33 protein-coding genes, 6 tRNA genes and 1 pseudogene are annotated in these 25,265 nt (G+C 52.8%); 18 read left to right on the top strand and 22 right to left on the bottom strand.

All coding sequences use genetic code 11. The features are described from left to right. Positions 1–216: 216 nt before the first annotated feature. Entirely contained in the window at positions 217–897 is a 681-nt protein-coding gene (locus DW133_RS03355; protein WP_199588783.1) for a DJ-1 family glyoxalase III, read from the bottom strand. A 213-nt stretch (positions 898–1,110) separates the two neighbouring features. Beyond that, positions 1,111–2,445 (bottom strand): lysophospholipid transporter LplT, encoded by a 1,335-nt coding sequence (gene lplT, locus DW133_RS03360; protein ID WP_118275242.1) that lies wholly within the window; start codon positions 2,443–2,445, stop codon positions 1,111–1,113. Positions 2,446–2,789: 344 nt separating this feature from the next. On the opposite strand from lplT, the gene alr reads away from it, so the two are divergent. From alr to DW133_RS03385, 5 genes are all read left to right on the top strand, one after another. Then, the gene (alr, locus tag DW133_RS03365; RefSeq protein ID WP_118275243.1) at positions 2,790–3,866 is read left to right on the top strand and encodes an alanine racemase; all 1,077 of its coding nucleotides are present in this window, start codon (positions 2,790–2,792) and stop codon (positions 3,864–3,866) included. Between the two features lie 12 nt (positions 3,867–3,878). Further along, on the top strand, positions 3,879–5,255 hold the full coding sequence (gene radA, locus DW133_RS03370; protein ID WP_118275244.1) for a DNA repair protein RadA: 1,377 nt from the start codon (positions 3,879–3,881) through the stop codon (positions 5,253–5,255). Positions 5,256–5,372: 117 nt separating this feature from the next. After that, positions 5,373–6,209 (top strand): hypothetical protein, encoded by an 837-nt coding sequence (locus tag DW133_RS03375; RefSeq protein WP_118275245.1) that lies wholly within the window; start codon positions 5,373–5,375, stop codon positions 6,207–6,209. Between the two features lie 63 nt (positions 6,210–6,272). Beyond that, a tRNA-Leu gene (locus tag DW133_RS03380) sits at positions 6,273–6,357 on the top strand. Positions 6,358–6,514: 157 nt separating this feature from the next. Continuing rightward, entirely contained in the window at positions 6,515–7,858 is a 1,344-nt protein-coding gene (locus DW133_RS03385) for an integrase arm-type DNA-binding domain-containing protein (protein WP_118275246.1), read from the top strand. Here DW133_RS03385 and DW133_RS03390 read toward each other — a convergent pair. The 14 genes from DW133_RS03390 to DW133_RS03455 all read right to left on the bottom strand — a co-directional run bounded on the left by DW133_RS03390 (position 7,824) and on the right by DW133_RS03455 (position 13,544). Continuing rightward, positions 7,824–8,036: an AlpA family transcriptional regulator gene (locus DW133_RS03390; protein WP_118275247.1), complete on the bottom strand. Its 213-nt coding sequence runs from the start codon at positions 8,034–8,036 to the stop codon at positions 7,824–7,826. The genes DW133_RS03385 and DW133_RS03390 overlap by 35 nt on opposite strands. After that, entirely contained in the window at positions 8,017–8,352 is a 336-nt protein-coding gene (locus DW133_RS03395; protein ID WP_118275248.1) for a hypothetical protein, read from the bottom strand. The genes DW133_RS03390 and DW133_RS03395 overlap by 20 nt, the downstream gene beginning before the upstream one ends. Positions 8,353–8,379: 27 nt before the next feature. Then, positions 8,380–8,607 (bottom strand): hypothetical protein, encoded by a 228-nt coding sequence (locus DW133_RS03400; RefSeq protein ID WP_199588784.1) that lies wholly within the window; start codon positions 8,605–8,607, stop codon positions 8,380–8,382. Between the two features lie 145 nt (positions 8,608–8,752). Further along, complete coding sequence (locus tag DW133_RS03405) at positions 8,753–9,019, bottom strand: hypothetical protein (protein WP_118275250.1); 267 nt, start codon at positions 9,017–9,019, stop codon at positions 8,753–8,755. Next, complete coding sequence (locus DW133_RS10170; RefSeq protein WP_118275251.1) at positions 9,016–9,228, bottom strand: hypothetical protein; 213 nt, start codon at positions 9,226–9,228, stop codon at positions 9,016–9,018. The genes DW133_RS03405 and DW133_RS10170 overlap by 4 nt, the downstream gene beginning before the upstream one ends. Further along, positions 9,225–9,542 carry a hypothetical protein gene (locus tag DW133_RS03415; RefSeq protein ID WP_118275252.1) on the bottom strand — a complete coding sequence of 106 codons (318 nt, stop codon included), beginning with the start codon at positions 9,540–9,542 and terminating at the stop codon, positions 9,225–9,227. Before DW133_RS03415 ends, DW133_RS10170 begins: the two co-directional genes overlap by 4 nt. Before the next feature lie 33 nt (positions 9,543–9,575). Continuing rightward, the gene (locus tag DW133_RS03420; RefSeq protein WP_118275253.1) at positions 9,576–9,848 is read right to left on the bottom strand and encodes a hypothetical protein; all 273 of its coding nucleotides are present in this window, start codon (positions 9,846–9,848) and stop codon (positions 9,576–9,578) included. Further along, positions 9,845–10,492 (bottom strand): lambda exonuclease family protein, encoded by a 648-nt coding sequence (locus DW133_RS03425; protein WP_158571104.1) that lies wholly within the window; start codon positions 10,490–10,492, stop codon positions 9,845–9,847. Before DW133_RS03425 ends, DW133_RS03420 begins: the two co-directional genes overlap by 4 nt. Beyond that, complete coding sequence (locus tag DW133_RS03430) at positions 10,489–11,109, bottom strand: ERF family protein (RefSeq protein ID WP_118275255.1); 621 nt, start codon at positions 11,107–11,109, stop codon at positions 10,489–10,491. Before DW133_RS03430 ends, DW133_RS03425 begins: the two co-directional genes overlap by 4 nt. Continuing rightward, on the bottom strand, positions 11,106–11,297 hold the full coding sequence (locus tag DW133_RS03435) for a hypothetical protein (protein WP_118275256.1): 192 nt from the start codon (positions 11,295–11,297) through the stop codon (positions 11,106–11,108). Before DW133_RS03435 ends, DW133_RS03430 begins: the two co-directional genes overlap by 4 nt. Positions 11,298–11,368: 71 nt before the next feature. Further along, positions 11,369–12,340, bottom strand: a complete 972-nt coding sequence (locus DW133_RS03440) for a hypothetical protein (RefSeq protein WP_118275257.1) — start codon at positions 12,338–12,340, stop codon at positions 11,369–11,371. 96 nt (positions 12,341–12,436) lie between these two features. Further along, a tRNA-Gln gene (locus tag DW133_RS03445) sits at positions 12,437–12,510 on the bottom strand. A gap of 399 nt (positions 12,511–12,909) precedes the next feature. Continuing rightward, the gene (locus DW133_RS03450; RefSeq protein WP_118275258.1) at positions 12,910–13,236 is read right to left on the bottom strand and encodes a hypothetical protein; all 327 of its coding nucleotides are present in this window, start codon (positions 13,234–13,236) and stop codon (positions 12,910–12,912) included. Between the two features lie 11 nt (positions 13,237–13,247). Next, complete coding sequence (locus DW133_RS03455; protein WP_147408850.1) at positions 13,248–13,544, bottom strand: hypothetical protein; 297 nt, start codon at positions 13,542–13,544, stop codon at positions 13,248–13,250. A gap of 94 nt (positions 13,545–13,638) precedes the next feature. Between DW133_RS03455 and DW133_RS10020 the strand changes: the two genes are divergently transcribed. The 12 genes and pseudogenes from DW133_RS10020 (at position 13,639) to DW133_RS03500 (ending at position 21,013) form a co-directional block, all read left to right on the top strand. Beyond that, a complete protein-coding gene (locus tag DW133_RS10020; RefSeq protein WP_158571105.1) occupies positions 13,639–13,803 on the top strand; it encodes a hypothetical protein in 165 nt (54 codons plus the stop codon). 56 nt (positions 13,804–13,859) lie between these two features. Then, positions 13,860–14,102: a Gp49 family protein gene (locus DW133_RS03460; protein WP_118275260.1), complete on the top strand. Its 243-nt coding sequence runs from the start codon at positions 13,860–13,862 to the stop codon at positions 14,100–14,102. Positions 14,103–14,104: 2 nt separating this feature from the next. Continuing rightward, positions 14,105–14,368 (top strand): hypothetical protein, encoded by a 264-nt coding sequence (locus DW133_RS03465; RefSeq protein ID WP_118275261.1) that lies wholly within the window; start codon positions 14,105–14,107, stop codon positions 14,366–14,368. Next, positions 14,352–14,576 (top strand): hypothetical protein, encoded by a 225-nt coding sequence (locus DW133_RS03470; protein WP_147408851.1) that lies wholly within the window; start codon positions 14,352–14,354, stop codon positions 14,574–14,576. Before DW133_RS03465 ends, DW133_RS03470 begins: the two co-directional genes overlap by 17 nt. Positions 14,577–14,615: 39 nt before the next feature. Beyond that, positions 14,616–15,080, top strand: coding sequence for a DUF2514 family protein (locus DW133_RS03475; RefSeq protein ID WP_147408852.1), 465 nt, complete (start codon positions 14,616–14,618; stop codon positions 15,078–15,080). An 86-nt stretch (positions 15,081–15,166) separates the two neighbouring features. Beyond that, positions 15,167–16,033 carry a DNA-processing protein DprA gene (locus DW133_RS03480; protein WP_118275264.1) on the top strand — a complete coding sequence of 289 codons (867 nt, stop codon included), beginning with the start codon at positions 15,167–15,169 and terminating at the stop codon, positions 16,031–16,033. Next, on the top strand, positions 16,034–16,708 hold the full coding sequence (locus DW133_RS09975; RefSeq protein WP_147408853.1) for a hypothetical protein: 675 nt from the start codon (positions 16,034–16,036) through the stop codon (positions 16,706–16,708). Between the two features lie 358 nt (positions 16,709–17,066). After that, positions 17,067–18,143 carry a site-specific integrase gene (locus DW133_RS03485; RefSeq protein ID WP_118275265.1) on the top strand — a complete coding sequence of 359 codons (1,077 nt, stop codon included), beginning with the start codon at positions 17,067–17,069 and terminating at the stop codon, positions 18,141–18,143. A 564-nt stretch (positions 18,144–18,707) separates the two neighbouring features. Beyond that, positions 18,708–18,800, top strand: a pseudogene (locus tag DW133_RS10275) (rubredoxin-like domain-containing protein); the annotation flags it as partial. Positions 18,801–18,851: 51 nt separating this feature from the next. Then, complete coding sequence (rbr, locus tag DW133_RS03490; protein WP_369907920.1) at positions 18,852–19,379, top strand: rubrerythrin; 528 nt, start codon at positions 18,852–18,854, stop codon at positions 19,377–19,379. Between the two features lie 144 nt (positions 19,380–19,523). Then, positions 19,524–20,459 (top strand): histone deacetylase family protein, encoded by a 936-nt coding sequence (locus tag DW133_RS03495; RefSeq protein WP_147408854.1) that lies wholly within the window; start codon positions 19,524–19,526, stop codon positions 20,457–20,459. 101 nt (positions 20,460–20,560) lie between these two features. After that, the gene (locus DW133_RS03500; protein ID WP_118275268.1) at positions 20,561–21,013 is read left to right on the top strand and encodes a hypothetical protein; all 453 of its coding nucleotides are present in this window, start codon (positions 20,561–20,563) and stop codon (positions 21,011–21,013) included. Positions 21,014–21,016: 3 nt separating this feature from the next. Here DW133_RS03500 and gluQRS read toward each other — a convergent pair whose 3' ends face one another. The 5 genes from gluQRS to DW133_RS03525 form a co-directional block, all read right to left on the bottom strand. Then, positions 21,017–21,889 carry a tRNA glutamyl-Q(34) synthetase GluQRS gene (gene gluQRS, locus DW133_RS03505; RefSeq protein ID WP_118275269.1) on the bottom strand — a complete coding sequence of 291 codons (873 nt, stop codon included), beginning with the start codon at positions 21,887–21,889 and terminating at the stop codon, positions 21,017–21,019. Between the two features lie 92 nt (positions 21,890–21,981). Further along, positions 21,982–22,057 (bottom strand) — tRNA-Gly (locus DW133_RS03510). 45 nt (positions 22,058–22,102) lie between these two features. Then, positions 22,103–22,178: transfer RNA gene (locus DW133_RS03515), tRNA-Gly, on the bottom strand. A 33-nt stretch (positions 22,179–22,211) separates the two neighbouring features. Continuing rightward, positions 22,212–22,285, bottom strand: a tRNA-Cys gene (locus DW133_RS03520). Positions 22,286–22,317: 32 nt separating this feature from the next. Beyond that, positions 22,318–22,393: transfer RNA gene (locus DW133_RS03525), tRNA-Gly, on the bottom strand. 336 nt (positions 22,394–22,729) lie between these two features. Here DW133_RS03525 and ansB point away from each other — a divergent pair. Then, on the top strand, positions 22,730–23,776 hold the full coding sequence (gene ansB / locus DW133_RS03535) for an L-asparaginase 2 (RefSeq protein ID WP_369907921.1): 1,047 nt from the start codon (positions 22,730–22,732) through the stop codon (positions 23,774–23,776). A 101-nt stretch (positions 23,777–23,877) separates the two neighbouring features. Here ansB and DW133_RS03540 read toward each other — a convergent pair whose 3' ends face one another. After that, positions 23,878–25,119, bottom strand: coding sequence for a multidrug effflux MFS transporter (locus DW133_RS03540; RefSeq protein ID WP_158571106.1), 1,242 nt, complete (start codon positions 25,117–25,119; stop codon positions 23,878–23,880). Positions 25,120–25,265 lie beyond the last annotated feature (146 nt).

Below are 25,265 nucleotides of genomic sequence, written 5' to 3' on the forward strand. Positions count from 1 at the left end.
AGCTGCGCTGCTTTTTGTTTCAGGAGAATCTTCCCGCAAGGCGTTACTTAAGTAGCTTGCTTGAAGTCAGACAATGCTCGCTTTTTGGAAAAATCTTTAGAAAACAACAGACTGCGTGAGCGCACGAATGAAAAAAGCTGTTTACCCACGCAACACGTTACGCAAGGCAAACAGCTCAAAGAGAAGGAGACTGAGAGTTGAGGAGAAAAATCGAAATTACTTCTTGGCTTGTGCCGGATAAGCTCCTTTCTGCCAATCGGGCCAGAGCTTCATTTCGTTGTAGAGGAATCGGCCCTTGATGAAGTCACTGTCGCCGCCCAGAACGTCAACGAGAGCGAACGCAAACGGCAAAGCGGTGCCCGGGCCGCGGCTGGTGACCATCTTGCCGTCAATCACGACTGTGTCGCGTACATAAGTGGCGCCTGTGTAGAAAGGTTCGGTCTTTTTACCGGGATACGCCGTAATGGTCTTGCCTTGAATGACGCCGGCCTTGGCCAGAACGTTGGGAGCGGCGCACATGGCCGCCACCCACTTGCCGGACTTGTCGTAGTGACGAACGAGCTCGTGTACGCGTTGGTCGGCAATCATGTTGTCAACGCCCGTCCAGCCGCCCGGCAGAACGATCATATCGTAGTCCTGATAGGCCTTGAGGTCTTTGCCGAGCACCTTGTCGGCCTTGATAGTGATTTTGTGAGCACCGCTTACCTGTTCGCCGGCAATGCTGACCGAGTCAACATGGAATCCGCCGCGGCGCAATACGTCCAGAATTTCGACCGTTTCGCCTTCTTCAAAACCGGGCGCAAGCATCACCATCACTTTTGCGGGATTGGCGGCCAAGGCTGAACTCATGACGCAGGCGCTGCTCATGAGGACCATCAAAGAAGTCAACTTTTTCATTGTTGCGATCCTTTCCAAATCGTTGAAATGCATCAGAAAACATGGGTACGGCAGATCACACGGACATTGCTGACACGTCGTACACATGCTTCGCAGGCATTAAACCAAGGAGTGGTACTTAAGCAGTTTGCTGTCGGTCAACGAAGTCTCGAATGTCCAAACAAAAACGCCCGGCTGGCTAACCGGGCGTCTTGGGAAATTTTTCGAGGCGAGTTAGGAATGCTCGATGCGATGTTCGTGACGAACATCCTCGCCGATAAGATGCAGACTGTCGCCTTTTTTCTGATTGCTGCGATGACGCAGGATGACGCAGAACATACTCAAGGCTACGAAGGCGCCGAACATGACCATGGCGGCCTGTACTGAGAAATCCAGGTGAATCAGCAGGGAGTACACGGCGAGCATCACAAGGATGGAGAGGTTTTCATTGAAGTTCTGCACGGCGATCGAACGGCCGGCGCTCATGAGCACGTGGCCACGGTGCTGCAGCAGTGCGTTCATCGGAACCACGAAAAAGCCGGCGAGAACACCGACGGCGATCATGATGCCGCAGGCACCGATCACAGCGTTGCGGATTTCAAAGCCGAAGATCTCAACGACGCCGGGAATGAGACTTTGGTCGTAGAAGCTTGCGCCGCCAACGACGAGCCCCATGGCTACGCCCATCGGAAGAACAACGAGCGACTTTTTAAGCGGAATGAAGGCTGCTGCACCTACGGCGCCGAGAGCAATACCGATCGACACCACAGCCTGAAGAATGGCGCCGTCGGAAAGATGCATGCCGAGTGCTTGTTCGGCCCACTTCAAAACGAGAAACTGAAGCACGGCGCCCGCGCCCCAAAAGAGCGTGGTGACCGAAAGTGAGATCTGCCCGAGTTTGTCGTGCCAGAGCAAAGAGCAGGACTGGAAGAAATTCTTGATGGAGGCGATCGGCTCGAAGTTGGGGCGCGCGTAACGAACGCCCGTGTCGGGAATCGTCAGGTTGACGGCGGCGGCAAGTGCGTAGACGATGCCGACGATAAAGAGAGCCGCTTCGGGATCGGTATCCAGACCAATTGCAGGCAGGTGGAAGGTTTGAAGAATATAACCCGCCACTTCAGGCTTGATCAAAACGCCGCCCAACACAACGCCCAGAATGATGGATACGACCGTCAGACCTTCGATCCAGCCATTGGCGATAACCAGTTTTTCCGGTGGAAGAAGTTCGGTGAGAATGCCGTACTTGGCAGGAGAATATGCTGCTGCGCCGATGCCGACGACGGCGTAGGACAGAAGCGGGTGGGAGCCGAAAAGCATGAGCAGACAGCCAAAGACTTTGACCGCATTGGTAATGAACATCACGCGGCCCTTGGGCATCAGATCGGCGAAGATGCCGACCCAGGCGGCCAGTCCCACATAACTTAAAACAAAGAAGAGCTTTAGCAGAGGCGTCATCCAGTCTGGCGCCTGAATGCTGGCCAAAAGCGCAATGGCGGCGATCAGCAGTGCGTTGTCTGCAAGACTCGATAGGAACTGTGCCGCCAAAATGTTGTAGAAACCGCGCTTCATAAAAAGTATCGTCAGAATCTCTCGAATCCGGACGGAGCATCCGGGATCATTGTCGTGGCCGCAGTTTAGCATTGAGCCTGTGAAAGCGGCAGCAAGAAAAATTGTGACTTTTGACGCTGTCCGGTTATCGGAGTGCCCGAAATGGAAGACTTCCGCGACTTGTCTGCCCAAGACCTCAGAGTGTTGCAAAGTTCGGCAATTCACATTTCCGCAGTTTCCGATTCGGTGCCGTTCGAGTAGGATTTCAGCTTTGAGTTCCGAGCAACGTTGCCGGCAACTAAAAAAGACTGATACAGAGCAAAGCGGGAGGCTTCTGACGCCTCCGAGAAAACATCGAGAAGTAAATGCCAAGACCAATTTCCGTACTGATTCACCTCGAGGCACTGCAGCACAACATCGCCCGCATGAGGGAGGCGGCGCAGGGACGTACGCTTTGGGCGGTCGTCAAGGCCAATGCCTACGGACACGGGTTGGAAAACGCCGTCAGAGGCTTTGCGCAGGCCGACGGTCTGGCGCTGATTGAAGTGCGGGAAGCGCAGAGAGCGCGAGCGGCGGGTTGGACAAAGCGAATCCTCATGATCGAGGGTTTTTTCGACGAAGGGGATATTGCAGAACTTGAACGGCTCGACGTCGAGCCCGTGGTGCACTCCCGCTGGCAGATTGAACTGCTAAAGAAAACGAGCCACACCAACCTCAAGGTCCACCTGAAGGTCAATTCCGGCATGAACCGTTTGGGTTTTCTGCCCGATCAGGCAGCGGCCGTGATTGAAGAAATCAACGCCATCGAAGGAGTCAAGGTCGTTGACATCGTGACGCACTTTGCCAATGCCGAACAGGACTTCGACGGCAAAGGGCCGGTGACGGTCGCCAAGCAGCTCGAGCGCATGAAGCCGCTTTTGGCAGACTACGACGCTTGCATGGCCAATTCCGCTGCGACGCTTTTGCACCCGCAGGTGGGCGGCGTTGGTGTGCGCGGCGGCATCGTCCTCTACGGTGTGAGTCCCGACGCTTCCGTGACTTCCGAGCAGCTCGGCTTGAAACCCGCAATGACACTGAGCGCGGACATCATTGCCGTGCGTGAAATTGAGCCGGGAGAGGCCGTGGGCTACGGCAGCCGCTGGATAGCAAGGCGCCCGACGCGCCTGGCGGTGGTTGCCTGCGGTTACGCCGACGGTTATCCGCGGTCCATGCCCGACGGCTCTCCGACCTGGGTGGAAGGCAAGATCGCTCCCCTGGCCGGTGCTGTTTCGATGGACATGCTCACCATTGACGTCACCGATATTCCGCAAGCCCGCGTAGGCAGTCGTGTGGAATTGTGGGGGGAACACATTCCCGTCAACGACTTGGCAAGCCGCTGCGGCACGATCGGATACGAATTGCTTTGCGCCGTGGCCAGCCGTGTTCCCGTGATCTCCGACTAAGCGACTCGCTCGATGGCAAAAGCAAGAACCCATTACGTTTGTTCCGAATGCGGCGGCTCTACTGTCAAATGGCAAGGTAAATGCCCGCACTGCGGCGCCTGGAACACAATGCGTGAGTTCCGTGAACCGACGGCCTCTCAGTCCCGTTTTGCCGCATCGCGTCGTCAGACGTCTCTGGCCGACGGCGAAGGTGTGGTTGATCTTGCCGAGGTTCAGGCGAGTGAAGTCCCGCGCATTCTGACCGGCATCGGCGAGTTTGATCGCGTGACCGGCGGCGGGCTGGTTCCCGGTGGCGTGGGTTTGATCGGCGGCGACCCCGGCATCGGCAAGTCCACGTTGTTGCTGCAAGTCCTTGCGCGCATGGTGCGTCTTGGCAAAACGGCCCTTTACGTGTCGGGCGAAGAATCCGCATCGCAGGTTGCTTTGCGTGCGCAGCGCATTGGGCTGGACCCCAGCGGCATGAGGCTCATGAGCGAAATTGAGCTTGAGCGCATTGAGGCTGAGATTTCCGCCTCCAAACCGCAGTTTGTTGTCATCGACTCCATTCAGACGCTCTACAGCTCGGATCTGGAATCGGCTCCGGGCAGCGTTACGCAGGTTCGGGAATGTTCGGCTCGACTGACTCGATTGGCCAAGACCACCGGTGCCGCGCTCATTTTCGTGGGGCATGTGACAAAGGACGGTGCTCTCGCCGGACCCCGCGTGCTTGAGCACATCGTCGATACGGTTTTGTACTTTGAAGGCGACACCCACAGCAACTTCCGTCTGATTCGCGCCTTTAAAAATCGTTTCGGTGCCGTCAACGAACTCGGTGTCTTTGCGATGACCGACCGCGGTCTGCGCGCCGTTTCCAATCCTTCGGCCATTTTCCTGTCGGAACATCGCAACGATGTGGCCGGAAGCGTCGTCATGGTGACCCAGGAGGGTTCACGCCCTCTGCTGGTGGAAATCCAGGCTCTGGCCGACGAATCCCATTCACCCGCACCGAGACGTTTGTGCGTCGGGCTGGACGCGCAGCGTCTGGCTATGCTTTTGGCGGTGCTGCATCGCCACGCCGGCATTTCCTGCTTTGAAAAGGACGTGTTTGTAAACGCTGTGGGCGGCGTCAAGATCACGGAACCGGCCAGCGACTTGGCCGTGCTGATGGCCGTGGCAAGTTCCCTGTCGGATCGCCCCCTGCCGGCGGGCACCGTGATTTTCGGCGAAGTCGGCCTAACCGGCGAAATACGACCGATACCTCGGGGACAGGACCGACTTAAGGAAGCGGCCAAACTCGGTTTTTCCATGGCGATCATTCCCAAAGCCAATGCACCCAAAACTCCGATCGAAGGACTTGAGGTGAAGGCGGTGGATCGGTTAACCGACGCTTTGGCCGTCATTTTGGATTAATCAGAAAGCAGTCAGCCTCTGTTAGACTTTTGCACACTCAAAAAAAAGATCGGCGTTGCCCAACGGCGTCGTACCGATATTTTTTCCTGAAATCCATTCTTTAGAGAAATCCTAACAATGCGCATCACGAAACTTCTTTCGCTCGACAGTGAACCCGCCAAGCCGATTCTTGACCGTGCCAAGCCGATTGCTCTGGCGTTCCTCGAACGCATCAAGCTGCCCGAAACTTTCGTTGTCGGTGATCAGACGATCGAAAATGCTTTAGGCGAAGTTCGTCCTTTGGAGGTTGGTGACGTTCTCGTTGACGAAAACGGTGGCTTCTACAAGATCGAAGCTCCGGTGGAAACGATCTTCAAGGTCACGGGCGACCTCGACCTGATGCAGGAAGCCGTCTACGCCCTGACTGCTCGCGGCGTGCGTGTTGCTCAGACCGAAGACGGTTTTGCCGTGGCCGGCATCGAACAGTACAAGGCCATGCTCGAAAGCGTGGGTCTGACTGTTACGGCAGCTCAGGAACCGTTTACTCCCGTTCCGTTGCCTCGTCCTCACCACGGCGGTTGCGGCTGTGGTTGCGGCGGCCATCATCACCATCATGGAGAGGGTGAATGCGGCTGTGGCTGCGGCGGTCACCATCATCACGAGGAGGGTGAATGTGGCTGTGGTTGCGGCGGACATCATCACCACGATGAAGGTGAATGCTGCTGCGGCGGCGAAGGTCACCATCACCACGGTGAAGGCGAATGCTGCTGCGGCGGCGAAGGTCACCATCACCACGGTGAAGGCGAATGCTGCTGTGGCGGCGAAGGTCACCATCACCACGGTGAAGGCGAATGCTGCTGTGGCGGTGAAGGCCACCATCATCATGGTGAAGGCGAATGCTGCTGTGGCGGTGAAGGTCATCATCACCACGGTGAAGGCCAGTGCTGCTGCCAGGATAAGGAAAGCGGCAAATAATCTGCTCTGATAATTGAGCGCGCAAGTAAACTGCTTTCAGGTACAATGCGCGCTCCGATTTGCGCGGATGTGGCGAAATTGGTAGACGCACCAGATTTAGGTTCTGACGCCGCAAGGCGTGTCGGTTCGAGTCCGACCATCCGCACCATTTTAGAGAATCACGACAGATCGTAACGGAACAGATGTTGAATAAAAGCCCCGTGAGTCGGGGCTTTTTTAATATCACAACGTATCACGACAAGTTAGCAAAGAGCGCTTCCGTATGGTATAACTTTTCGGTTGGTTATACCATTGAAATTCTTTGAATGAAACAAGTAAAACCTCTGACCGTAAAACAGGTGGCAGCCATTACTAAGCAAGGTCTTACCTGTTTGGGTGGCGTTAATGGTCTTTACCTGATGGTAAAAGGCGAAGGTAAGTACTACGTCTTCCGGTACGCCTCGCCTCTGACAGGAAAAAGATCTTTTGTATCACTGGGGACGACTTCTTCAATCACGCTGGCTCAGGCTCGTGAGAAAGCAGCAAAGTATGCTGCCGATGTACGAGACGGTCATGACATCGCGCAAAAACGTCGGGAGCAACGAGAGAAGCGCAAACTTGCTGTTTTAGTGTCTCCACAGGTCAAAGCAGGCACTTTCGAGGCTGTCGCAAAGCAATGGCTGGATGCCAGAGTCAAAACTGGCTACTACGATAAGAATGTGCGAGGAGTGTCTGTCGTTGAAGCATATCTGTCGCGGAACATCAATCCGGTACTCGGGAAGATGCCGGTTGATGCAATTAGGGCACAGGATGTCTTTCGGTGCCTGAAACCCATTTGGACAACTACGACGGAGGCCAAGAACAAGTGCCTCACCATCATCAACGGAGTGTTTCGATGGGCGCAGGCAATGGGAATGTTGGAGGGTGAAAATCCTGCCGATAAGCGAGGTGCCTTGGGAGTTTTGCTCGAGAACCTATCGCCCCATGTCAAGCAGCCTCGAAATATGGGTGCACTGGATCCGGAGGAGATGCCGGAGTTCTTTTGCGAACTGATGAACTGGGGCACGATCGCCAGTAAGGCTTTTGCCTTCGCGATTTTGACTGCTTCGCGTTCAAAGGCGGTGCGCACTGCCAGATGGTCTGACATTGATCTGGAGGCCGGCACGTGGACTTGCCCGGAATCGGCCATGAAGGTTAAAGGTCGAGGGATTTTTGTCGTTTTGCTGAGCACGGCAGCAATTCGGTTGCTCAAGTCACTGCCGAGAATGGCCAACACCGATCTGGTCTTCCCATCCCCTTACCAGCATAAGGTGATGTCAGATACCGGGTTAGGTCAAATTGTTGGCGATATGAACAAACAGGCCAAGAGACAAGGCTTGCCGTTGTGGATCGACAAGGCTCAGACTGAAACATTGGGGAAGGACATTCGCATCACAGTCCACGGTACATCGCGCGCGACGTTTAAGACGTGGACGAAGCTGGATGCAAATTTGAAGCGCTTCGATAGAGACGCCGTTGAGCTATGCCTAGCGCACAAGCTCGATGACGGCTATGGTGGAGCCTATGATCGCGCCGCCATGTTGGAAGAGCGGCGGCGGATCATGGATGCTTGGGGGGAGTTTTGCTGCTCGAAGCTCAACCAGCCTGCAAAGCTTCGACGCAAGGGATGATTTCCGTTTTCTTCCAAACAGTGATGCGCTGAGAGATTTTCACGGGCTTTGGAAGCTTGCCTTCCCTTGCCCATCTCCATACGGTTGGAATCGAAATCCCAAGTAACTTCGCCACATCCCAGGCGCGAAGGAATTGTTCTTCTGGTGAAAAAGTATTTTTATCTGCGGACGTTGTCATTGTAAGCCTCATTGTCTAATTCGATCAGCGCATCGTTGATTGCTGCGGTGCCCATCGTGGCAAGCAGCTGATACTCGGCGTCCTGCGAGAACTTCTCAGAGAAAGCGAAGAGTTGCTTCATGGCAAAGATCAGGTCGCCGTAGCGGCATTGCTCTTGCGTCCCCATGCGTATCAGGCCGAGATCGATCTTGACGGCGTCCTCGAAAATCTTGAAGTCCTTTTCGGTGAGTTGTCCCCAGCTGTCGTATGCCCACGTTGGAATCTTCGGCCTGCCTGGCTGGTACTTCTTGGTGCGTTTCTTTTTGGGTTTGCTCATGGCATGAAAAAGCCGCTCGGAGGCGGCTCATTGTTGCTGTTCGTCTTCGTCAATTAACGCATTGGGATCAAGATCAAACTCTCCGCATCCGAGTTCACCAAGAGCGACTCTATTCGCTTCAAGGCGTAGAAAACCGTCCAAACGTTCCATGTATGCCAGAGCTTTTCGGCGGCAATATAGAGAGCTTCCCTCTTTTTCTTCCAGTTCTTCAGCCTGTTCTTCGTAAACTGAAAAACGGCGTTTCAACTCTCTCATTCTTGCATCGAAAGTTTTTCCCGACCAAGTTCTGCAATAGATGCAGTTTCGACATTTTCCGTAAGGCATATTTGTCTCCAGTAATGTGGCCGCCGCCTGCGCAGTTCCCTACGCTTGCACACATCACGGGCGGCGGCCGAAGAGGTTAATCGTTAGCTCGGGTCTCTACGACTCGAGCCCAGTGCCAGAGACGCTCCGCGAACTTCGATAGGAAGTCAGGGTTGAGATCGGAGCGGGCGCCGCTAGCTGCGGTTGAACAGATGAATCCATCGTCTTCAGAGATGCGAAGGATGAGGTTGAAATCCTTGTCGTATATCTCGAAGGCGTATTCGGTAACCTGAGCGACCATGCCGTCGCCGAGCTGGACGATCTCCGGCGGAGGACACGGGGCTGGTTTCTTGGCGTTTTTCATGGTGTTGGTTTGTACGGTTCTGGCAGCTCTGCCCAAGCTATCACTGTGAACTCGCCTTTATACATGTCGAAGTTTTGCCATCCGAATGCTGTTCTTACATACGGTTCCCCATACTCCGCGACTGCGGTCACTAGGTAGAGCTTTGCAAACTCAGTCTCTGGCAGGGGCACCTCGGGGAAGGGGTGCCACACGGTTTTGGTCTCGCTCATTTGCTGAGCTCCTCTTCAGCGATACGCTTCAGTTGCCGCGTGATCTTGAACTCGACTTCCGACTCGACGTCGTAGTCTTCCGGTGCAGTTTGGTCGTGAAGGTAGATAAGCTGGTCGACCATGATCTTGACGTCAGCCAGTTCCTCAAAAAAGTTCACAAGATGGTCGGCCTCGCAGCCGTCAAACTTTTTGAGGTTTTTGATGGCGACGATGAGTTCGGCCATCTCTTCAATTGTCTTTTCGGCTTGAGCGTCGAAGCCGTAGTGATCCGCTATCTTCTTGAGGCGGGGATCAATCTCGAATCTTTTTGTCATGAATGAAAAAGGCCGCATTGCTGCGGCCGCTCCTTATGCTCGAAAGGTCTGCAGGGCAAGCCTGCTTTCGTCTTGGAACTTTCTCTCGATCCATCTTTCCACGTCCTTGCGAAGGTAGCGGCGGGTGCCGCCTTCGACCAGTGAGACGCATGGAGGGAAAGTCGGGTCTGCGAGCATGTCGCGCACGGGCTTGCTGTCGGGCGCATAGGCGCACATGAGCGCGATGTCCGAGGCAGTCACGACAATCGACTGCCCGCGCTTGAGTTCCTTGACGACTTCTTTGGCGATTGCTTTGACGTCTGTCATTTTTTATCCTCAATGATTGCCTTTGCCAGTGCGTCGAAACGCGTCTTGACTTCGGCAAGGAATGTCTCACATTGCTCCAGAGCCGCGTTGAGTTCGTCTTGAATTGGCTCATACCGCACGATGAAAAGCTTGGCTGGCGACCATGCTCCGGAAAGCCGCGGGTCGTAGCTCACGAAGTCAACCCATTTGCGACCGGTACAGAGCAGTTGCACGAGCATCTGCGGTTTGTACTCTTCAGGAACAATTCCCGCGGCCACGCGCTGCAGGTGAACATTTGTGCTGTACGGGCACTTGATTTCGAGTAGTCCGTCTTCTCCCACAAGACCGTCGGGGGACGCTCCGAAGAACTCAATCGTTGGGTGTGTGATAAATCCCACGAGGTCCACGAGTTCGCCAGTAGCGTCTTCGTAGGCATCGCGCGCTTCATCCTCATGATCGCGTCCCCATTGAATCGACGGCGGATTGCCGATGCCTTCCGGCTGGTTTGTGACACGCTCGCAGATGAGTGTGTCAATCAGAGCCTCATAGGCAGCAGTGGGCTTACCGTCCTTTCTGCGCTGAAGCACGGCAGCAGCGCGTGAAGCCGTCAAACAGCCGCAGCGGTCTGCGAACCATTGCGCTGTCTGCTGAAGCGGGCTACTCATGGCAAACCTCCCTGCATGGCTTCGATGATCTTCTTGGCAAGATCGACTTCGCCGGATGTGCGCAGAGTCTCGCGCTCTTCTTTGGTGCAACTCTTCCAAAACTCGACCCATGCTTCCTTGCTGGTGTTGGCCGCGGATCGGTTTCTCTCAACGAGATCATTGGAGACGAACGGTTGCGCCTGTTCGGCCGGCGGTGATGGCTTATCGTCAGGGTCAGGGGTTCCAGCAACAGGAATGCAAAAGAGCTGAAACATGAGGCTTTTGTAAGCGTAGCTCATTGCTTTGCCTGCCGCCTTGTCGCCGGTGTCTGCTCCTTCGCCGAGAGACTCGACGCAGAAGTGGCTGCCGTCTTCCGTGCTGGTGATCTGGTACGACACCTTGATACGCACGAGCCTCATCTTGCCAGCTGTGCTGTCCGGCTCCTTCTCGATGCGCACCGGAGCGATAACGATGTGATGCTTCGGCAGCAACGGAGCGAGTGCTGCGTACACGTCCTCGATGCCGCGGTAGGCGTAGTTGAACTGTCCGCCCTGCGACTTCCTGGCCTTTTCGATGCCGTGTTGTCTGAGCTCGTCTGTGAGCTCAGAGATTGCGGTGTAAACCTTTGCTTCTGTCATAGATGCTCCTGGATGAGCGGATAAATCTTCCAAAAGAAAAGCGCAGTTACTCCGACAAAAGAGACTGCGCTGCTGGCGATTAGCACGCGATACTTTTTGATGAGCGCGCGGCGACGATTCCACTTGTCGCGCTTGATTTTTCCTTCGATCCACTTCTGCCAAGCGGGATCGTGCGGGATGGTGTCCATACCTGGCTCCGGAAAAAGAAAAAGCCCCGCGGGTGCGAGGCTTGAAAATAAAAATTGCTATAAGAATAGGCTTATTGATTCGGAAGTTCTGGGGTTGCAGAGAAAGCTTCCAAAGTTGCGGTTCCGGCTTGAGTGCTTATCGCGCCCTTCTTCATGGCACGGTAGATGTAATCAGGGAATTTCGTCTTGATGTAATTGGCTCTTAGCCATCTACGGAAAGTTCCTAGGGCTTCATCAGGATATGCATAAGCATCTTTAGCGCCTCCGACTGACTGTCTGTAGTAGGAAGGGTATTGATGTTTGTATGAAATTCGGTCCCCATATTTCTGAGATAAGTTGTTGTCTTTCCAGAAATTTGCCCATGCGATTCCAACAGAAATATCAGGTATTACCTTGTCGCTAACAATGAAGCCAGCGTGGATAAGCGGGATCATCATGGAGGCAATTTCGGAAAAAACACAGAAATAACCGAAAGGGACGCTGTCTTTGGTTAGGTCTACGCGATCGCCCCAACGTTTTAGGTTTTCTATGACGGTACTTTGGGGATGATAATTTACCGCCTGATACACCATTGCTCTAAAGGAGATGCTCAGAAGCTTTCTACAAGCTTGCAGGGCTTCTACCTTGGGGCCGCCACTTCCAAATGCATAGAACTCAAGTAGCGCCATGCATACCGGTTCTGTATAGGCATTCGTTCGTGAACCATTTATCTCAACTTGTATAAACAATTCATCCGAATCAAATCCCTTCGAATTCAAAAGACCTGCAATTTCGTCGTCAACCTTCGTTTGTTTCTTACTGTGCCAGGACGCAGCTCTTGCTTGAATCGTCGAACGAGCTACCCCACACATTCGTGCAAGACCACTTTCGGAAAGATAGGGCATCCCGTTCTCAAGAACCCCCATTTCAATGCCGTCACGTTCGACTTGCTTTTCGGCCTTGAAAAGGAAGCCTGTAACCCCTGCCGAGACAGCCATCATTTTGTTGTCTACCTTATTGATTTCAAAAGAATTTGACCCTGCCGATTTTCTATCTAAGGACATGGTGTGTTACCTCTAAAAATATTTATTCTTCAAGTATATGAAGAAGACAATGTGGGTCAAATTTATTTTTCGCATGAGGCTACAGCGGGGTGTTTCTGGCAGGAGTAGCAGGAGTCGAACCTGCATACTTCGGGTCAAAGCCGAATGCTCTGCCGTTGAGCTATACCCCCAATAACCACGTCAAACCGCTCAGCCCTTTGGAAATTCCGAATAACTGAACGGCCTCACGTGGCTCCTCTCTTTCGAAAGGAGCTTGGTCTGACGGGGCGGCTGCACCCCCGCTAACGGTCTACGGTTGACTACGTAGCCGTGCCGCGCTCGGCTCCACTCTTGCCAAAGAGCTTCATAGCGTCCGGGGACTCACACCCCTAGTCGTCTCTTTTCGTGAGTTGCGTCCTTTTGTCTGCCGCCCCGGGGTCTTTGTATCGAGCAGGAGAGAACTCGATCGGAGCGGCAGACAGAAGGGCGCGCCTTCTGTGCTGTTTCAGTAGCCGGGCATTCCTCCGATTCCGAACAGGATCAAAAGAAGGAAGCCGCCGAACACTGCGAACAGCAGCGCGAAACTTTCTTCAGGCTTCTTCATGGAGCAGCTCCTTCACTCTGTCGATGAATGCTTCGGCTTCCCGGATGAACTTCTTGACGAACAGTTCGGTAGCAACAACAGACAAGCCGGATCCTTTGCTGAAAAACTGGAGATGCTCGCGGTTGTATTCGATTGCAAAGCTGCGACCGTAAATGCAGCGCGCTTCTCGCAAGTTGCTGATGGCCTCGCAGAACTGATCAAACGGAATGCAAGTGAGGAACACCGTTGTTTCGTCCGGCAGATAGATGGTGAGACCTATCTCTTTGTCGGGCTGACTCAAACGCCAGGCGATGTCTATGTAGTTCTTTTCCATGTGAGTTCTCCTCACCACGGGTGGCGGCGGACCGCCTCGCGCTCTTCTTCGTCCGTGATCGAGTCCTGATAGGCAACGCGCTCTTCGCTGCGCAACGTGTCGGCGTCATCGGTGGCACCGAAAGCGTCTTCCAGGAAGTCCGCGAAGTAGTCGGCAAGGATGATCCGGGCGCGACCCTTGGCACTTTCGAGGCTCTTGTAGATCAGCTCATCAACGTCGTTGCGGAACTTGGCCTGGATCTCAGCAGCAGATCTCATGTCCCTGGCGGACTGTGCGAGGCCGAATGTGTCGATGGTGGGCGTGAGCATTTGCTTATTCCTTTGTCCTGGCCTCCGTGGGATGATTAGAGTGTCGGAAGTAGACGAAACCGACTTTCTCTAATCACCCCTGGAGGTAACCTGTATGTCTGAAGAAAAAACTGTTGAGCTGACTTTGGAAGAGCGCGTTGCTTTGCTTGAGAAAAAATGTGCTGAGCTCGAACAAAAACTCGAGCAGAAGGCAGACCAACAACGCGTAAACAAAGCCATCAGTGATCTTCGGTTTGCGATAAAGAACCATCGGATTTGATCTGATACAGATCGGCAATCAGGGTCGTGAGCTTTTCCAGTTTGAAGGAGCAGCAAATGATCAAACGCGATGACGTAATGGACCGTTTGGTTCACACTGACTTTTGGCACGTGAAAGGAACTTGCACAACCGTGTGTTGTCTCATTTTCCGATCGGGTTTTACAGAACTTGGCTGGAGCCAGTGCGCTGATCCGAAAGATTTCGACGCTGAGAAAGGCGAAAAGTTCGCCTTGGCCGATGCGATCGACCGGTCTTTGAAATATATCGCCTGGGAAAAGGCTCATCAGCGGGGGAATTGACTATGGAACTCAAAGACACAATCGAGCTGATGCAAAGTGCTGATTACAAGGACCGTTTCAAGGCCGAGTATTTTCAGGCTGTGATTCGCTTGAAAAAGCTTTATGCCATGCTCAAAAAGTGGGAAACAGGAACGCTCGAATTCTCTCCGACGAGCTCAAAGGAGGATTTGTATGGCCAGTATGCGTTTATGACTGGGTACATCCGCATTCTTTCGGATCGCGCAATTGATGAAGGCATCGAACTGCCAAGTGTTGAAAATGTGTGAAGTCGACAATTTCTACAGCCGAGTCAACTCTCTGCGAGATGTGTACGGTCGCCTAATGAAGCCTGTGGAGGTTTCGGATGCTGACGAGCAAGCCGAAATCGAAGAGCTTGAGCGTCTTCGCAAAGAGGTTGCACGAAAGCGACGTCGTGAGGAGATCGAGGAGCTACGCCGCGAACTGATGCGAGCGCCTTGTTCTGTGCAACTTTGACCTATTTCGTGACGCCACGGAAATGGTTGGAGGCAATTTTTGTCAGAGCGTGTTATGGGTGTATGGCTAAAGGTTGGAGGTGCGCTGATTGCAGCGGTCGTTCTATTTGTCAGCGGATACAAATACGCATCCGCTCTTTATGAGGCTGACATTGCCGACATACAGACGCAGCACGCGTTGGCTTTAAAGGAAAAGACAGATGAGTACCGATCAAAAGAGCAGAGCCAAGCGAAGCAACTGGCGGACGCATGGGACGCGCTTGAGCGCGCTCGTGCTGAGTCTATTGATCTTCGAGCTGACGTTGACCGGGTGCGCAACGAAGCCGATCGTTATCTCTCCCGACTGTCCTCGGCCGATAGAAAAAGTTCCTCAAGCTCTTACCAAACCCAAGTTTTCACATGCACTAGACTACTCAAAGAGAGTGCAGAATTACTTGAAGAAGGTGGAAGAATGGCTCAAGAATTCGCAATAGGTGGTGAAACAGTGGTACGCTTGCTTGAGTAACTTGTGTTGCGGTAAAAGTTTCGTTTTTCTATAGGAGATGCTCGACAATATATTCGCTGTTATGGGTTTTGATTAAAGGAACATAAATGGATTTGTTTAAAGAAGAGATAAATGACATATTGGAATTGGGGGCATATGAAAATTTGTGGCTTCAAGAAAAAATGTCGTTTAAGATGGTTAGTACATTGTTGAATAAGGCTGGAGTTTTTGTATCTGATATAGTAGAACGAGAAGTTTCTCTGGAAAGTTATGAGAAGATAAAGAAAATTTTTAATGATAAAGGATTAAATGATGTTTGCTCCACTTTTTGGTGGGGAGAAAATTACCCAACTTCTTTGAAAGATGCAAGTTATCCTATATATATGTTTTATTCCAGAGGAAATTTGGAATTGTTGCACGCTCAAAGAAGTGTTGCAGTTGTAGGAAGTAGACAAGCGTCCGATATGGGGTTAAAGCGGGCAGAGGTACTCGCAAAGAGATTGGTTGATGATGGCGTTCTTGTTGTATCTGGTTTGGCAAAGGGGATAGACACGGTTGCCTTGTCAACTGCTATTAATCGCGGGGGTCGAGTTCTAGCAGTGATAGGAACTGCTATATCAGAATATTATCCAAGAGATAATAAAGAACTCCAGAACAAAATTGCACAAGAACACCTTCTTGTTAGTCAGGTTCCTGTTTTGAAGTATTTGTCGCAGGGAGCTTGGATTAATAGGTTTTTCTTCCCAGAAAGAAATGTGACCATGTCAGCACTTTCACAGGCGACGATCATTGTGGAGGCAGGGGAAACTTCTGGAACTCTTGTGCAGGCTAGGGCAGCTATCAATCAAGGCAGGAAGCTATTTATTCTAGAGAACTGTTTTCATAAAGGATTGAAGTGGCCAGAAAAATATGTTCAGAGAGGAGCTCACAGAGTGTCATCGTATGAGCAGATTAGAGAAATAATGGGGTGGTAAATGTATCCAAGTCCTGATAATCCGAAGAAGCTTGAATCCGAGTTTTATCATGAGCATTATTTTCTCGGAAGAGATGATGTTTGTTATTTTTATTTGGACTATATACCAAACGACAACTATCAAAATAGTTTTATTAATAATTTGAAGAAAAGTGTAGAAAAAAGGGGGACTCAAGAATATTCGTATAAGATATGGGCCATTAGAAAAATGTCAGAATGCTTAAGGTCCAGTGTTGAAAATGAATTATTCGAAGAGCTTAAGGGGAAAAGTGTAATATTTGTCCCTGTCCCTCCTTCAAAATCTAAAGAAGATCCTTTGTATGACGATAGATTGGTTTCAATTTTAAATAATTCTGGAGTGTGCTGTAAGGAGTTGATCAGACAAAGCAAATCAAGGGAGAGTTGTCATGTAACAGGAGGAGCAAGTAGGAATATTGAGGAAATATATAATAATTATACGTGGAATGAAAGTGAATCTCCTGATGGTGAACCTGAAGTAGTGGTTATTTTTGATGATGTATTGACTACGGGATCGCATTTCAAGGCTTGTCAGAGGATGATTAAAGAGCATTATCCAAGGGCTACGACAATTGGTGTTTTTGTGGCATCTAGACGAATTGATGATTGCTCTGATGATTTCCCGTTTCTAGATGAACCTGAAGATCCTATTTTCTAATTTAAAGGGATTGTGAGAGAATATTCGCAGAAGCTACAAGATTATTTTCGAAGGTTGCAAGACTTTCTGGAGAGGTAGCGGCAAAGAAGGATGCCTTGACATCAATCATCAAGGAGCGCCGAGAAAGTCCGTAAGGTATAACTTACGGTATAAAAAGAAGTATCCATCGCTTAGTTCCCTTTAAAATAAGGAAAGATTGTTCCGACCATCACCATATATATTCCGCATAGCTCGGCATACCCCGATTTATCGGGGTTTTTTGTTGTCCTCGGTCGGCATAATCCGATTAAATGCTGGCTATTTGCTGGCTGTTTTGCTGGCTGATTTCCATTTGGCCAGACAGTTTTAGGGGACAAAAATGGCGGGCATTTCCAAACTTCCGAACGGACGGTATCGGGTTGTCTGGCGAGAAGACGGGTGGCAAAGGCAAAAAAATTTCAAGACCGCGGCAGAGGCAAGGAAGTATGCGGCTATGCTGACTCTGACTCCGGAGCAACGGAGCAACAAGGTCACGGTGGCAGATTGGCTGATCTCCTACCGAGACTCCGAGTCGCGAAAGAAGCGTGGTGCAAAGCAAGAGGTTTTGCGAATCAACCGATTCCTGCAGCGCCCATTTGCCGCGCTGAAGATTGGCCAGATCACGTACAAGGACCTGCAGAAGTATTTCGACGAGCGTCTCAAAGAACCGTCGCAAAAATACATTGGAACCTTGGCGCCGGCTACAGCGCACAAAGAAATTCAAACGCTTTCGGCTGCTTTTAATTTGGCCGTGAAGTCGGGGCTTATCTCAAAGAATCCCTGCATTGGTGTCGTTCTGTCCAAGCCCGCGGAGCATCGTGAGCGTACGGCCTCGGATGAAGACATCGAGGCTCTGCTCGTCGCCAGTGGATGGGATGGGAAGTCTGTGCCTTTAGACAAGCTGCAGCTGACGATGGCAGCCTTCTTGCTGGCTTGCAAAACTGGGATGCGCTCGGGGGAGATTCTGCGCATCGAAGAGGCGTGGATCGATGGGGCGGTGATCCATCTGCCGCATGAGGTGACTAAAACTGATAGCCGCCGAGACGTTGCTTTGAGCTCGGAAGCCTTGAGAATCATCAATCTGGTTCGTGAATTGGGGGATAAGCCGAAACTTTTCGGAGCATTGAGCGACGCCACGAGAGACGCTTTGTGGCGCAAGATTCGAGACAGGGCAGGGCTTGGCCCGGAACTCGATTCCGCCGGGCGTGTCATCCGCGAAGGTCTCAACTTCCACGACAGCCGTGCGACTTTTGCGACGTGGGCGGCGAGCCCTGATCCGAAGACCGGAGCACCGCGCCTTGATCTTCTGTCCCTCGCTCGTCAGACTGGGCACAAAAATTTGAAGATGCTGCAGCGCTACTACCGTCCGAAGTCGGAGGACATTGCCAAGCGCCTCGATAGCATGGTGGAAGGGTAGGGGACTGTGTAGAACTTCAGGAATTGTCTGTCCGAGGTTTGTTCCATTACTCGGCAAGCATTGGGTGGTTTTGCTGCGGTAGCCATCCAGTCGTCGGGACAAAACCGTAGCAAAACGGCTCGGGTGTTGGTAGCACCGAGCCGCTTAAAGGAAGATTGATAAATGGAACACAAATCTTCTTCCGCTAGTATAGCAAGGCGGGTCGTGAAAATCCTGATTTTCCTGATCCTGTTCTTGCTCTGCTAGGCGCGTAAGTAAAAGGCCTCGGACGCTTCGGCTTCCGGGGCCTGCGTGCATCTTAGGACAAAAAATTTACCCCGGATCGCTCTGGGAGTTGGGCTCAGGCCGGCATTCGTTAGCGTTGTTGTTCGGTCGGTTTTATAGCTTTCTTTGCTTTTGTCTATCAGCGAAGTTTTGTCCGGTTTTTAGCATACAATTGCCAACCAATAGGATGTAAGCGTTCCAAGCGACGAGCTGTCGGGTATCCCCAAAACCAGAAAAGGCAGATCGGCTCTTCGTATGGGGACGCTTTTAGATAACTCGAATAACGCAGGAGATACTCCCATGAAGAAGTTCCGTTGCAAGGTTTGCGGCTACATCTATGAAGGCGATGAGCTGCCCGCTGATTTCGTTTGCCCGCTTTGCCACAAGGGTGTTGAAGTTTTTGAAGAAGTCCAGGAAGCTCCTGCTGCGGGTGGCGACAACCGCCTGAAGGGCACTAAGACGGCAGAAAACCTTGCCACCGCATTTGCCGGTGAATCCCAGGCCCGCAACAAGTACACGTACTTTGCTGAAGTCGCTCGTCGCGAAGGCTACGAACAGCTCGCGGAAATCTTCCTGTCGACCGCTCGCAACGAACAGGAACATGCCCGTCTGTGGTTTGATCTCTTGGGCGGCATCGGCGACACGGCAGCCAATCTCCAGGCTGCAGCCGAAGGCGAAAACTACGAATGGACCGATATGTACGCCGGTTTCGCGAAGACTGCCGAAGAAGAAGGCTTCCCGGAAATCGCTGCTAAGTTCCGTTTGGTCGCCGCCATTGAAAAGACCCATGAAGAACGCTATCGCAAGCTTCTGAACAACGTTCAGATGAAGCAGGTGTTTGAAAAGGGTGAAATGACGATGTGGGAATGCCGCATCTGCGGCCACATCGTTGTCGGCAATGCCGCTCCGGATGTTTGCCCGGTTTGCCACTACGCTCAGAGCTTCTTTGAAGTTCGCAAGACGAACTACTAAACGGTTGCCGCCTCAGTAAGGCGAAGTAACAGCGTATCAAGCGCGCTTTTGACGAAAGTCGAGGCGCGCTTTGATTTTTCCGAGGGCCCGCAATACCCTACAATAAGTTAAAGAAACTCCAGGACTGAAAAAAGGAAGACGCTTTTGCCCACCGGATTTTTTACGCACGACTTGTGTCACAGCTATCAGCAGGGGCCGGATTCTCCCGAGTCTCCCGAACGCATTGATGCGATCGAAGACCGCATGCTTGCGATGGGGCTGTCGCGTGTCGTGACTGTACTGCCGAGCGCTCCGGCCTCTTTGGAAGATGTTTTGCGTGCGCATGACAAGAGCTATGTACAGGAACTGGAACAAACCAGTCGTGAGGCCCAAAGAACCGGAGAAAAGCAAATCTCCGAAGATACCTTCATAAATGAGCTGAGCTTTGAAGCGGCGCTTAAAAGCGCAGGCGCCGCCATCGAGGCGGTACGTCAGGTCTGTGCGGGTACCATTCGAAACGCCTTTGCCTGCGTGCGTCCGCCCGGGCATCATGCGGGTCGTAATTTCGCGCACGGCTTTTGCCTGATCAACTCCGTAGCCTGTGCAGCGCTTCACGCCCTCGACGTTCTCGGCCTAAAGCGCGTTGCCATTGTGGATTTCGATGTGCATCGCGCCGACGGAACGGAAGACATTATCAAGGGCGACGAGCGCATCGCGCTTTTCAGTCTTTATCAGGAAACGGCGTTTCCATTCGGATTGCAGCCGGCTCAAGCGAGCAACATCATCAACGCTCCGATGCCGGAAGGCAGTGATGGCACGGATGTGCTTCGTGTAGTCAACGACATTTGGATTCCGAAGCTTTTGAGCTTCAAGCCCGAACTTATTCTGGTGAGCGCCGGGTTTGATGCGCACCGAGATGAAAAGCAGGCGCTCTTCAAGCTTACGGAATTTGACTACTCCTTTATGACCATCGAGGTCATGCGTGTGGCGCGCGCCGTTTGCGGAGGGCGGCTTGTGAGCATTCTGGAAGGGGGTTACGACATCCGCAGTCTTGCAAGAAGTGCGGTCGCGCACATTACAACGCTTACGCGTTCGGCATAATTGTGAGTGGTCTGAATTGGAATTCAAATTCTTTTCGTGCACGTCCCTCCGAGGCGCTGTAATATCCGCATTCGTTGATTTTTACGTGATTGATTAACTGCATGCGCAGAGTTCTTAAATTCTTTGTTCCTGTCGTGACGATCGCTTTGGCCGGATGTCAGCAATTCGCAGGCCAAAGCCCTTATGAATATCGTTTTGACGACAATGCCGCTCAGGTAGTGTGCGTGAGCGTGACGCCGCACGGCAACGAATCGTTGCGGTTGTCCGTGCGTCAGATGCTCCTGGAGAAGGGCTTTAAAGTGCATGAAGTGAAGACGTTCGACGAAAGCTGCACGCGCTGTCTGAAGTTCGACTTCACGGTGGGCGGCTGGAACGATCGAATTGTCGAGGGCAAGCTTGATTACGTGCGCATCGTGCACGGAAGCCGATACGAAGCTCAGGCAACGGAAAAGTTGCCCGAAGCCACCTTCGGCACGCCGGGCGACGATGAAAAGGTGCTCATTCGAGCGCTTCTGAATCGCATCTTCCCGCACCCGGTACCGTGGAAGGAGTAAGCCTCAGTAGAGGTACTTTTCAGCCCAGTATTCCTGCGCCGCAGCGTAAAACGCCTGCGGCGTTTTTGCGTTCAGAGAACCTAATCCGAGATGTATGGCGGCAGCGTTCAAGAGCTCCAGCGGATCTTCGTTGTCAATGGCGGGAGCATGGGTCTGTTTGGAAAGCTTCTGCCCGTGTCCGTCAAGGGCCAGAGCAATGTGCAGATACTGCGGCGAGGGGTATCCGAGTTTTCTTTGAAGAAAAATCTGGCGGGGCGTGTTGTCAAGGAGGTCTTCGCCGCGCACGACGTCCGTGATGCCCTGCTCGGCGTCGTCAACAACCACGGCAAGCTGATAGGCCCACAGACCGTCGGCCCGCTTGATCACGAAGTCACCGACGTCGCGTTCCAGGTTTTCGGAAAAAGAGCCGCAGCGACGATCGGTGAAACCGACAACTTCGTCGGAGGTTCGGATGCGAAGCGACCGAGCCGGTCTGCCGTGCGTTCCGTTGCGGCAGATGCCGGGGTAGACGTGAGAAGGAAGTCCGAGCTCGGTTTGGACTGCGGCGATTTCCTTGCGCGAGCATGCGCATCCGTAGACGAGTCCCTGTTGACTGAGCCGGCGTAAAGCCTCTTCGTAGAGCGCATAACGTTGGCTTTGCCAGACAACCGGAACGTCGGAAGTCATCCCGAGTCTGGCAAGCGTTTTCAGAATGGCTTGATCGGCTCCGGGAACGTCACGAGGGGGATCGATGTCTTCGATGCGAATCAACCAGGTGCCGTTGTGCGCTCGCGCATCCAAAAAGGAAGCCAGAGCGCAGACTAGACTGCCGAAATGAAGCGGGCCGGTCGGAGAAGGGGCGAAGCGGCCGCAGTAGGCACGTTGAGAAAGCGACATCGGAAAAAAGGCGAGCAGACACAAACAAGCGCATTGTCCCACGAACAAAGCGTGTACACAATCGAATGTCTTCTACGGGAAATGGAAGAAATTGGAGCGGGAGACGAGTCTCGAACTCGCGACCTCAACCTTGGCAAGGTTGCGCTCTACCAACTGAGCTACTCCCGCGTCTTTGAGTGGGGCATATGCGACAATCGCAAATACTCTTTTGAATGGAGCGGGAGACGAGTCTCGAACTCGCGACCTCAACCTTGGCAAGGTTGCGCTCTACCAACTGAGCTACTCCCGCATTCAAAGATGCGTCATCTTCCAGAGAAAAGCTTGGAGGCGCGAAGCGGAATCGAACCGCTGTAGACGGATTTGCAATCCGTTGCATAACCACTTTGCTATCGCGCCATCCGTCTATACGCCTTTGGGACGCTAGCTTTTGGAGCGGGAGACGAGTCTCGAACTCGCGACCTCAACCTTGGCAAGGTTGCGCTCTACCAACTGAGCTACTCCCGCGTTCTCTCGAAGAGAATGCGCATTTTACAGGTGTAATCGCTTCTGTCAAGCGGTTTTGAAAAAAAATTTTCCGACACGAAAAAATTTCTAAGAAAATCAGTACGGGAATTTGCATTTTTGATTTCTATCAAGAACTGATACTGATTTAACAAAACGAAGTAGATCCCGTGCTTTAGATTCACTAAGTAGTTTTGCGTAGGACGCATTAGTTAAGAGTTCGAAGCGAAACTGAATAAATTTCATATGCCCGCGGTTTGCGACAGGACTCTGTCGGTGTTCGCAGGCGTGTGAATACTCACCAAAACATTTTTTTGAGAGAGAGAAACAAAAATGCGCTTGGTTAAGAAGTCTCTGCTTGCCGCTGCTATCGCTACCGCTTGCGGTGCCGCCATGGCTGCCTCTTTGCCGCAGATCGAAGTGCTCGCCACGGGCGGCACGATTGCCGGTTCCGGCAATTCGGCAACGGGTTCCGCTTACACGGCCGGTAAGGTGAGCGTCAACCATCTGGTTGCCGCTGTTCCGCAGCTTGCTGACATCGCTGTGGTTACTCCCAAGCAGGTTGTTCAGATCGGTTCGCAGGACATGACCGACGACGTGTGGCTCAAGCTTGCCAAGACCATCAACGCTGACTGCAGCAAGGTCGACGGCTTCGTGATCACGCACGGCACGGACACGATGGAAGAAACCGCTTACTTCCTGAACCTGACTGTCAAGTGCAAGAAGCCCGTGGTGCTCGTTGGCGCCATGCTCCCCTCCACCGGTCTCGGTGCTGACGGTCCCCGTAACCTCTACAACGCTGTTCTGACGGCCGCCACGAAGGAAACGGCTAAGCAGGGTGTTGTGGTTGCCATGAACAACATCGTTGTCGGCGCCCGCGACTTGATGAAGTCCAACACGGTTCAGCCCGAAACCTTCGTCGCCGCCAACTTCGGTAAGGTCGGCACGATCTTCAACAACAAGGTGACGTACGAATCCACCTCGCTGCGTCCGCACACCTACCAGACCCCGTTTGACGTTTCCAAGATCGAAACGCTTCCGAAGGTTGGCATCGTCTACAACCATGGTGGCGTGGAAGGCATCCAGGCTCAGGCTCTGGTTGACGCCGGTTACGCCGGTATCGTGAACGCCGGTGTCGGTAACGGCAACATCCACAAGAGCATCTTCCCGATCCTTGAAAAGGCTGCCAAGAGCGGCATTGCCGTGGTTCGCAGCTCTCGCGTTCCGACGGGCGCCACCACCAAGGACGCTGAAGTTGACGACGCCAAGTACGGCTTCCTGTCCTCCGGCACGCTCAACCCGCAGAAGGCTCGCGTCCTGCTGCAGTTGGGTCTGACGAAGACCAAGGACGTCAAGAAGCTTCAGGAATACTTCGACAAGTACTAATCTGCTTGTGATCGGACCTCGGAGGAGGTCCTGCTGAAGTGACGAAAAAGGCGCAAAGGCGAAAATGCCGATGCGCCTTTTTTCGTGGCTACAAAAGGAATTCACGGTTGTTTTTGCGCGGACTTGTGAAGCCGCATGTTCATGGCGATGAGCCACAGAGAGATTGTCAGAAGCCCGAAACCTGCAATTGCCAGATCGTAAAGTGCGCCGTTACCGAAGAGCAAAGGCACCAGCAATGCGGAACACAGCGCAAAGAAAATCGTCTGCACGAAGCTTTGCATGGAAGCGGCCAGACCTCGGGATTGCGGCAAGAAGTCCATGGCAATCAGGGCCATGCCTGGACGAACGATACCGATGCCGATGGTGTAGATCATCAAGGGCAGAACAGCCCAGACGATGCCTTCGGGCAACAAGCCCGACATGGTGCACAAGGCAAAGACGCCAGCGGCAAACATCACGCAAAAGCCCACTCGGATTGTTCCTTGTGTGCTCAGACGGCCGGCAATGCGAGCCGAAATCCAGCTGCCGATGACGGTGCCGGAGACCATCGGCAAAAAGAGTTTCCAAAATTCATCCGGCGACAAATGCATGACTTCCACGCACCAGTCCGCCGCTCCGGCAATGAAAACGCCCTGTCCCAGAAAGGCTACGGCAAGCGCAGTGTTTGCTGTCATAAAGGCACCGTGCCGCGCCGCTGAGGCGTAGTTGGAAAGTAGTGTTCCCAGGCGGGGCGACATGCGTTTTTCCTTGGGCAGCGTCTCGGGCAGAAACAAGAGACAAAGAACTGCAAGAACTGCGCTGATGAAGGTCAGAATATAGAAGTGACTTTCCCAGGAAAGGTGGGTGGCGACGATGCCGCCGATTACCGGAGCCAGCGCCGGGCCAAAACCGAAGACCATGGATACGTAGGCCATCAGCATCTGTGCTTTCGGTCCGCCGAAAAGGTCACGAATGACGGCCATTCCGATCACCATGCCGCAGCCGGCAAAAATGCCCTGACACAAACGCCAGAGAACAAGCATCGAGAGAGAATCGGAAGTGGCAGCGCCGAGACTTGAGGCCGAAAAACACAAGAAGCCCGTGACCATCGTGAGCTTACGGCCGAACATGTCCGAAATGGTTCCATAGAAAAGCGTCATGACGGCAAAACCCGCGAGGTAGGAGGAAAGCGTCATTTGGACACCTGCCAGATCGGAGCCGAAGGCTTGAGCCATTTGGTGGAAACTCGGCAGGTACATGTCGGTGGCAAACGGGCCGATCATGGAACAGGCCGCCAGAAGCCAGGAGAGCAGGTGTGTGTTGACTTTGTCGGGATTGTCGACCGGTTGGAAGGAGATGCGCATTTTCTTTTTGTTCTTCAGTAGGTTGCGCCGCATTGTATCGCAGTGCATTGGCGAAGAAGTTCGCAAGACTAGTGAAGGAAATTTCCATGCGGCAAAGCTCTGAAAGCCGCATAATCGGGAAGCTGAGCGTTTTTCAGGTCAAGAAA

Origin of the sequence: Sutterella sp. AM11-39 (assembly GCF_003472385.1) — a bacterium.
Classification (GTDB): domain Bacteria; phylum Pseudomonadota; class Gammaproteobacteria; order Burkholderiales; family Burkholderiaceae_F; genus Duodenibacillus; species Duodenibacillus intestinigallinarum.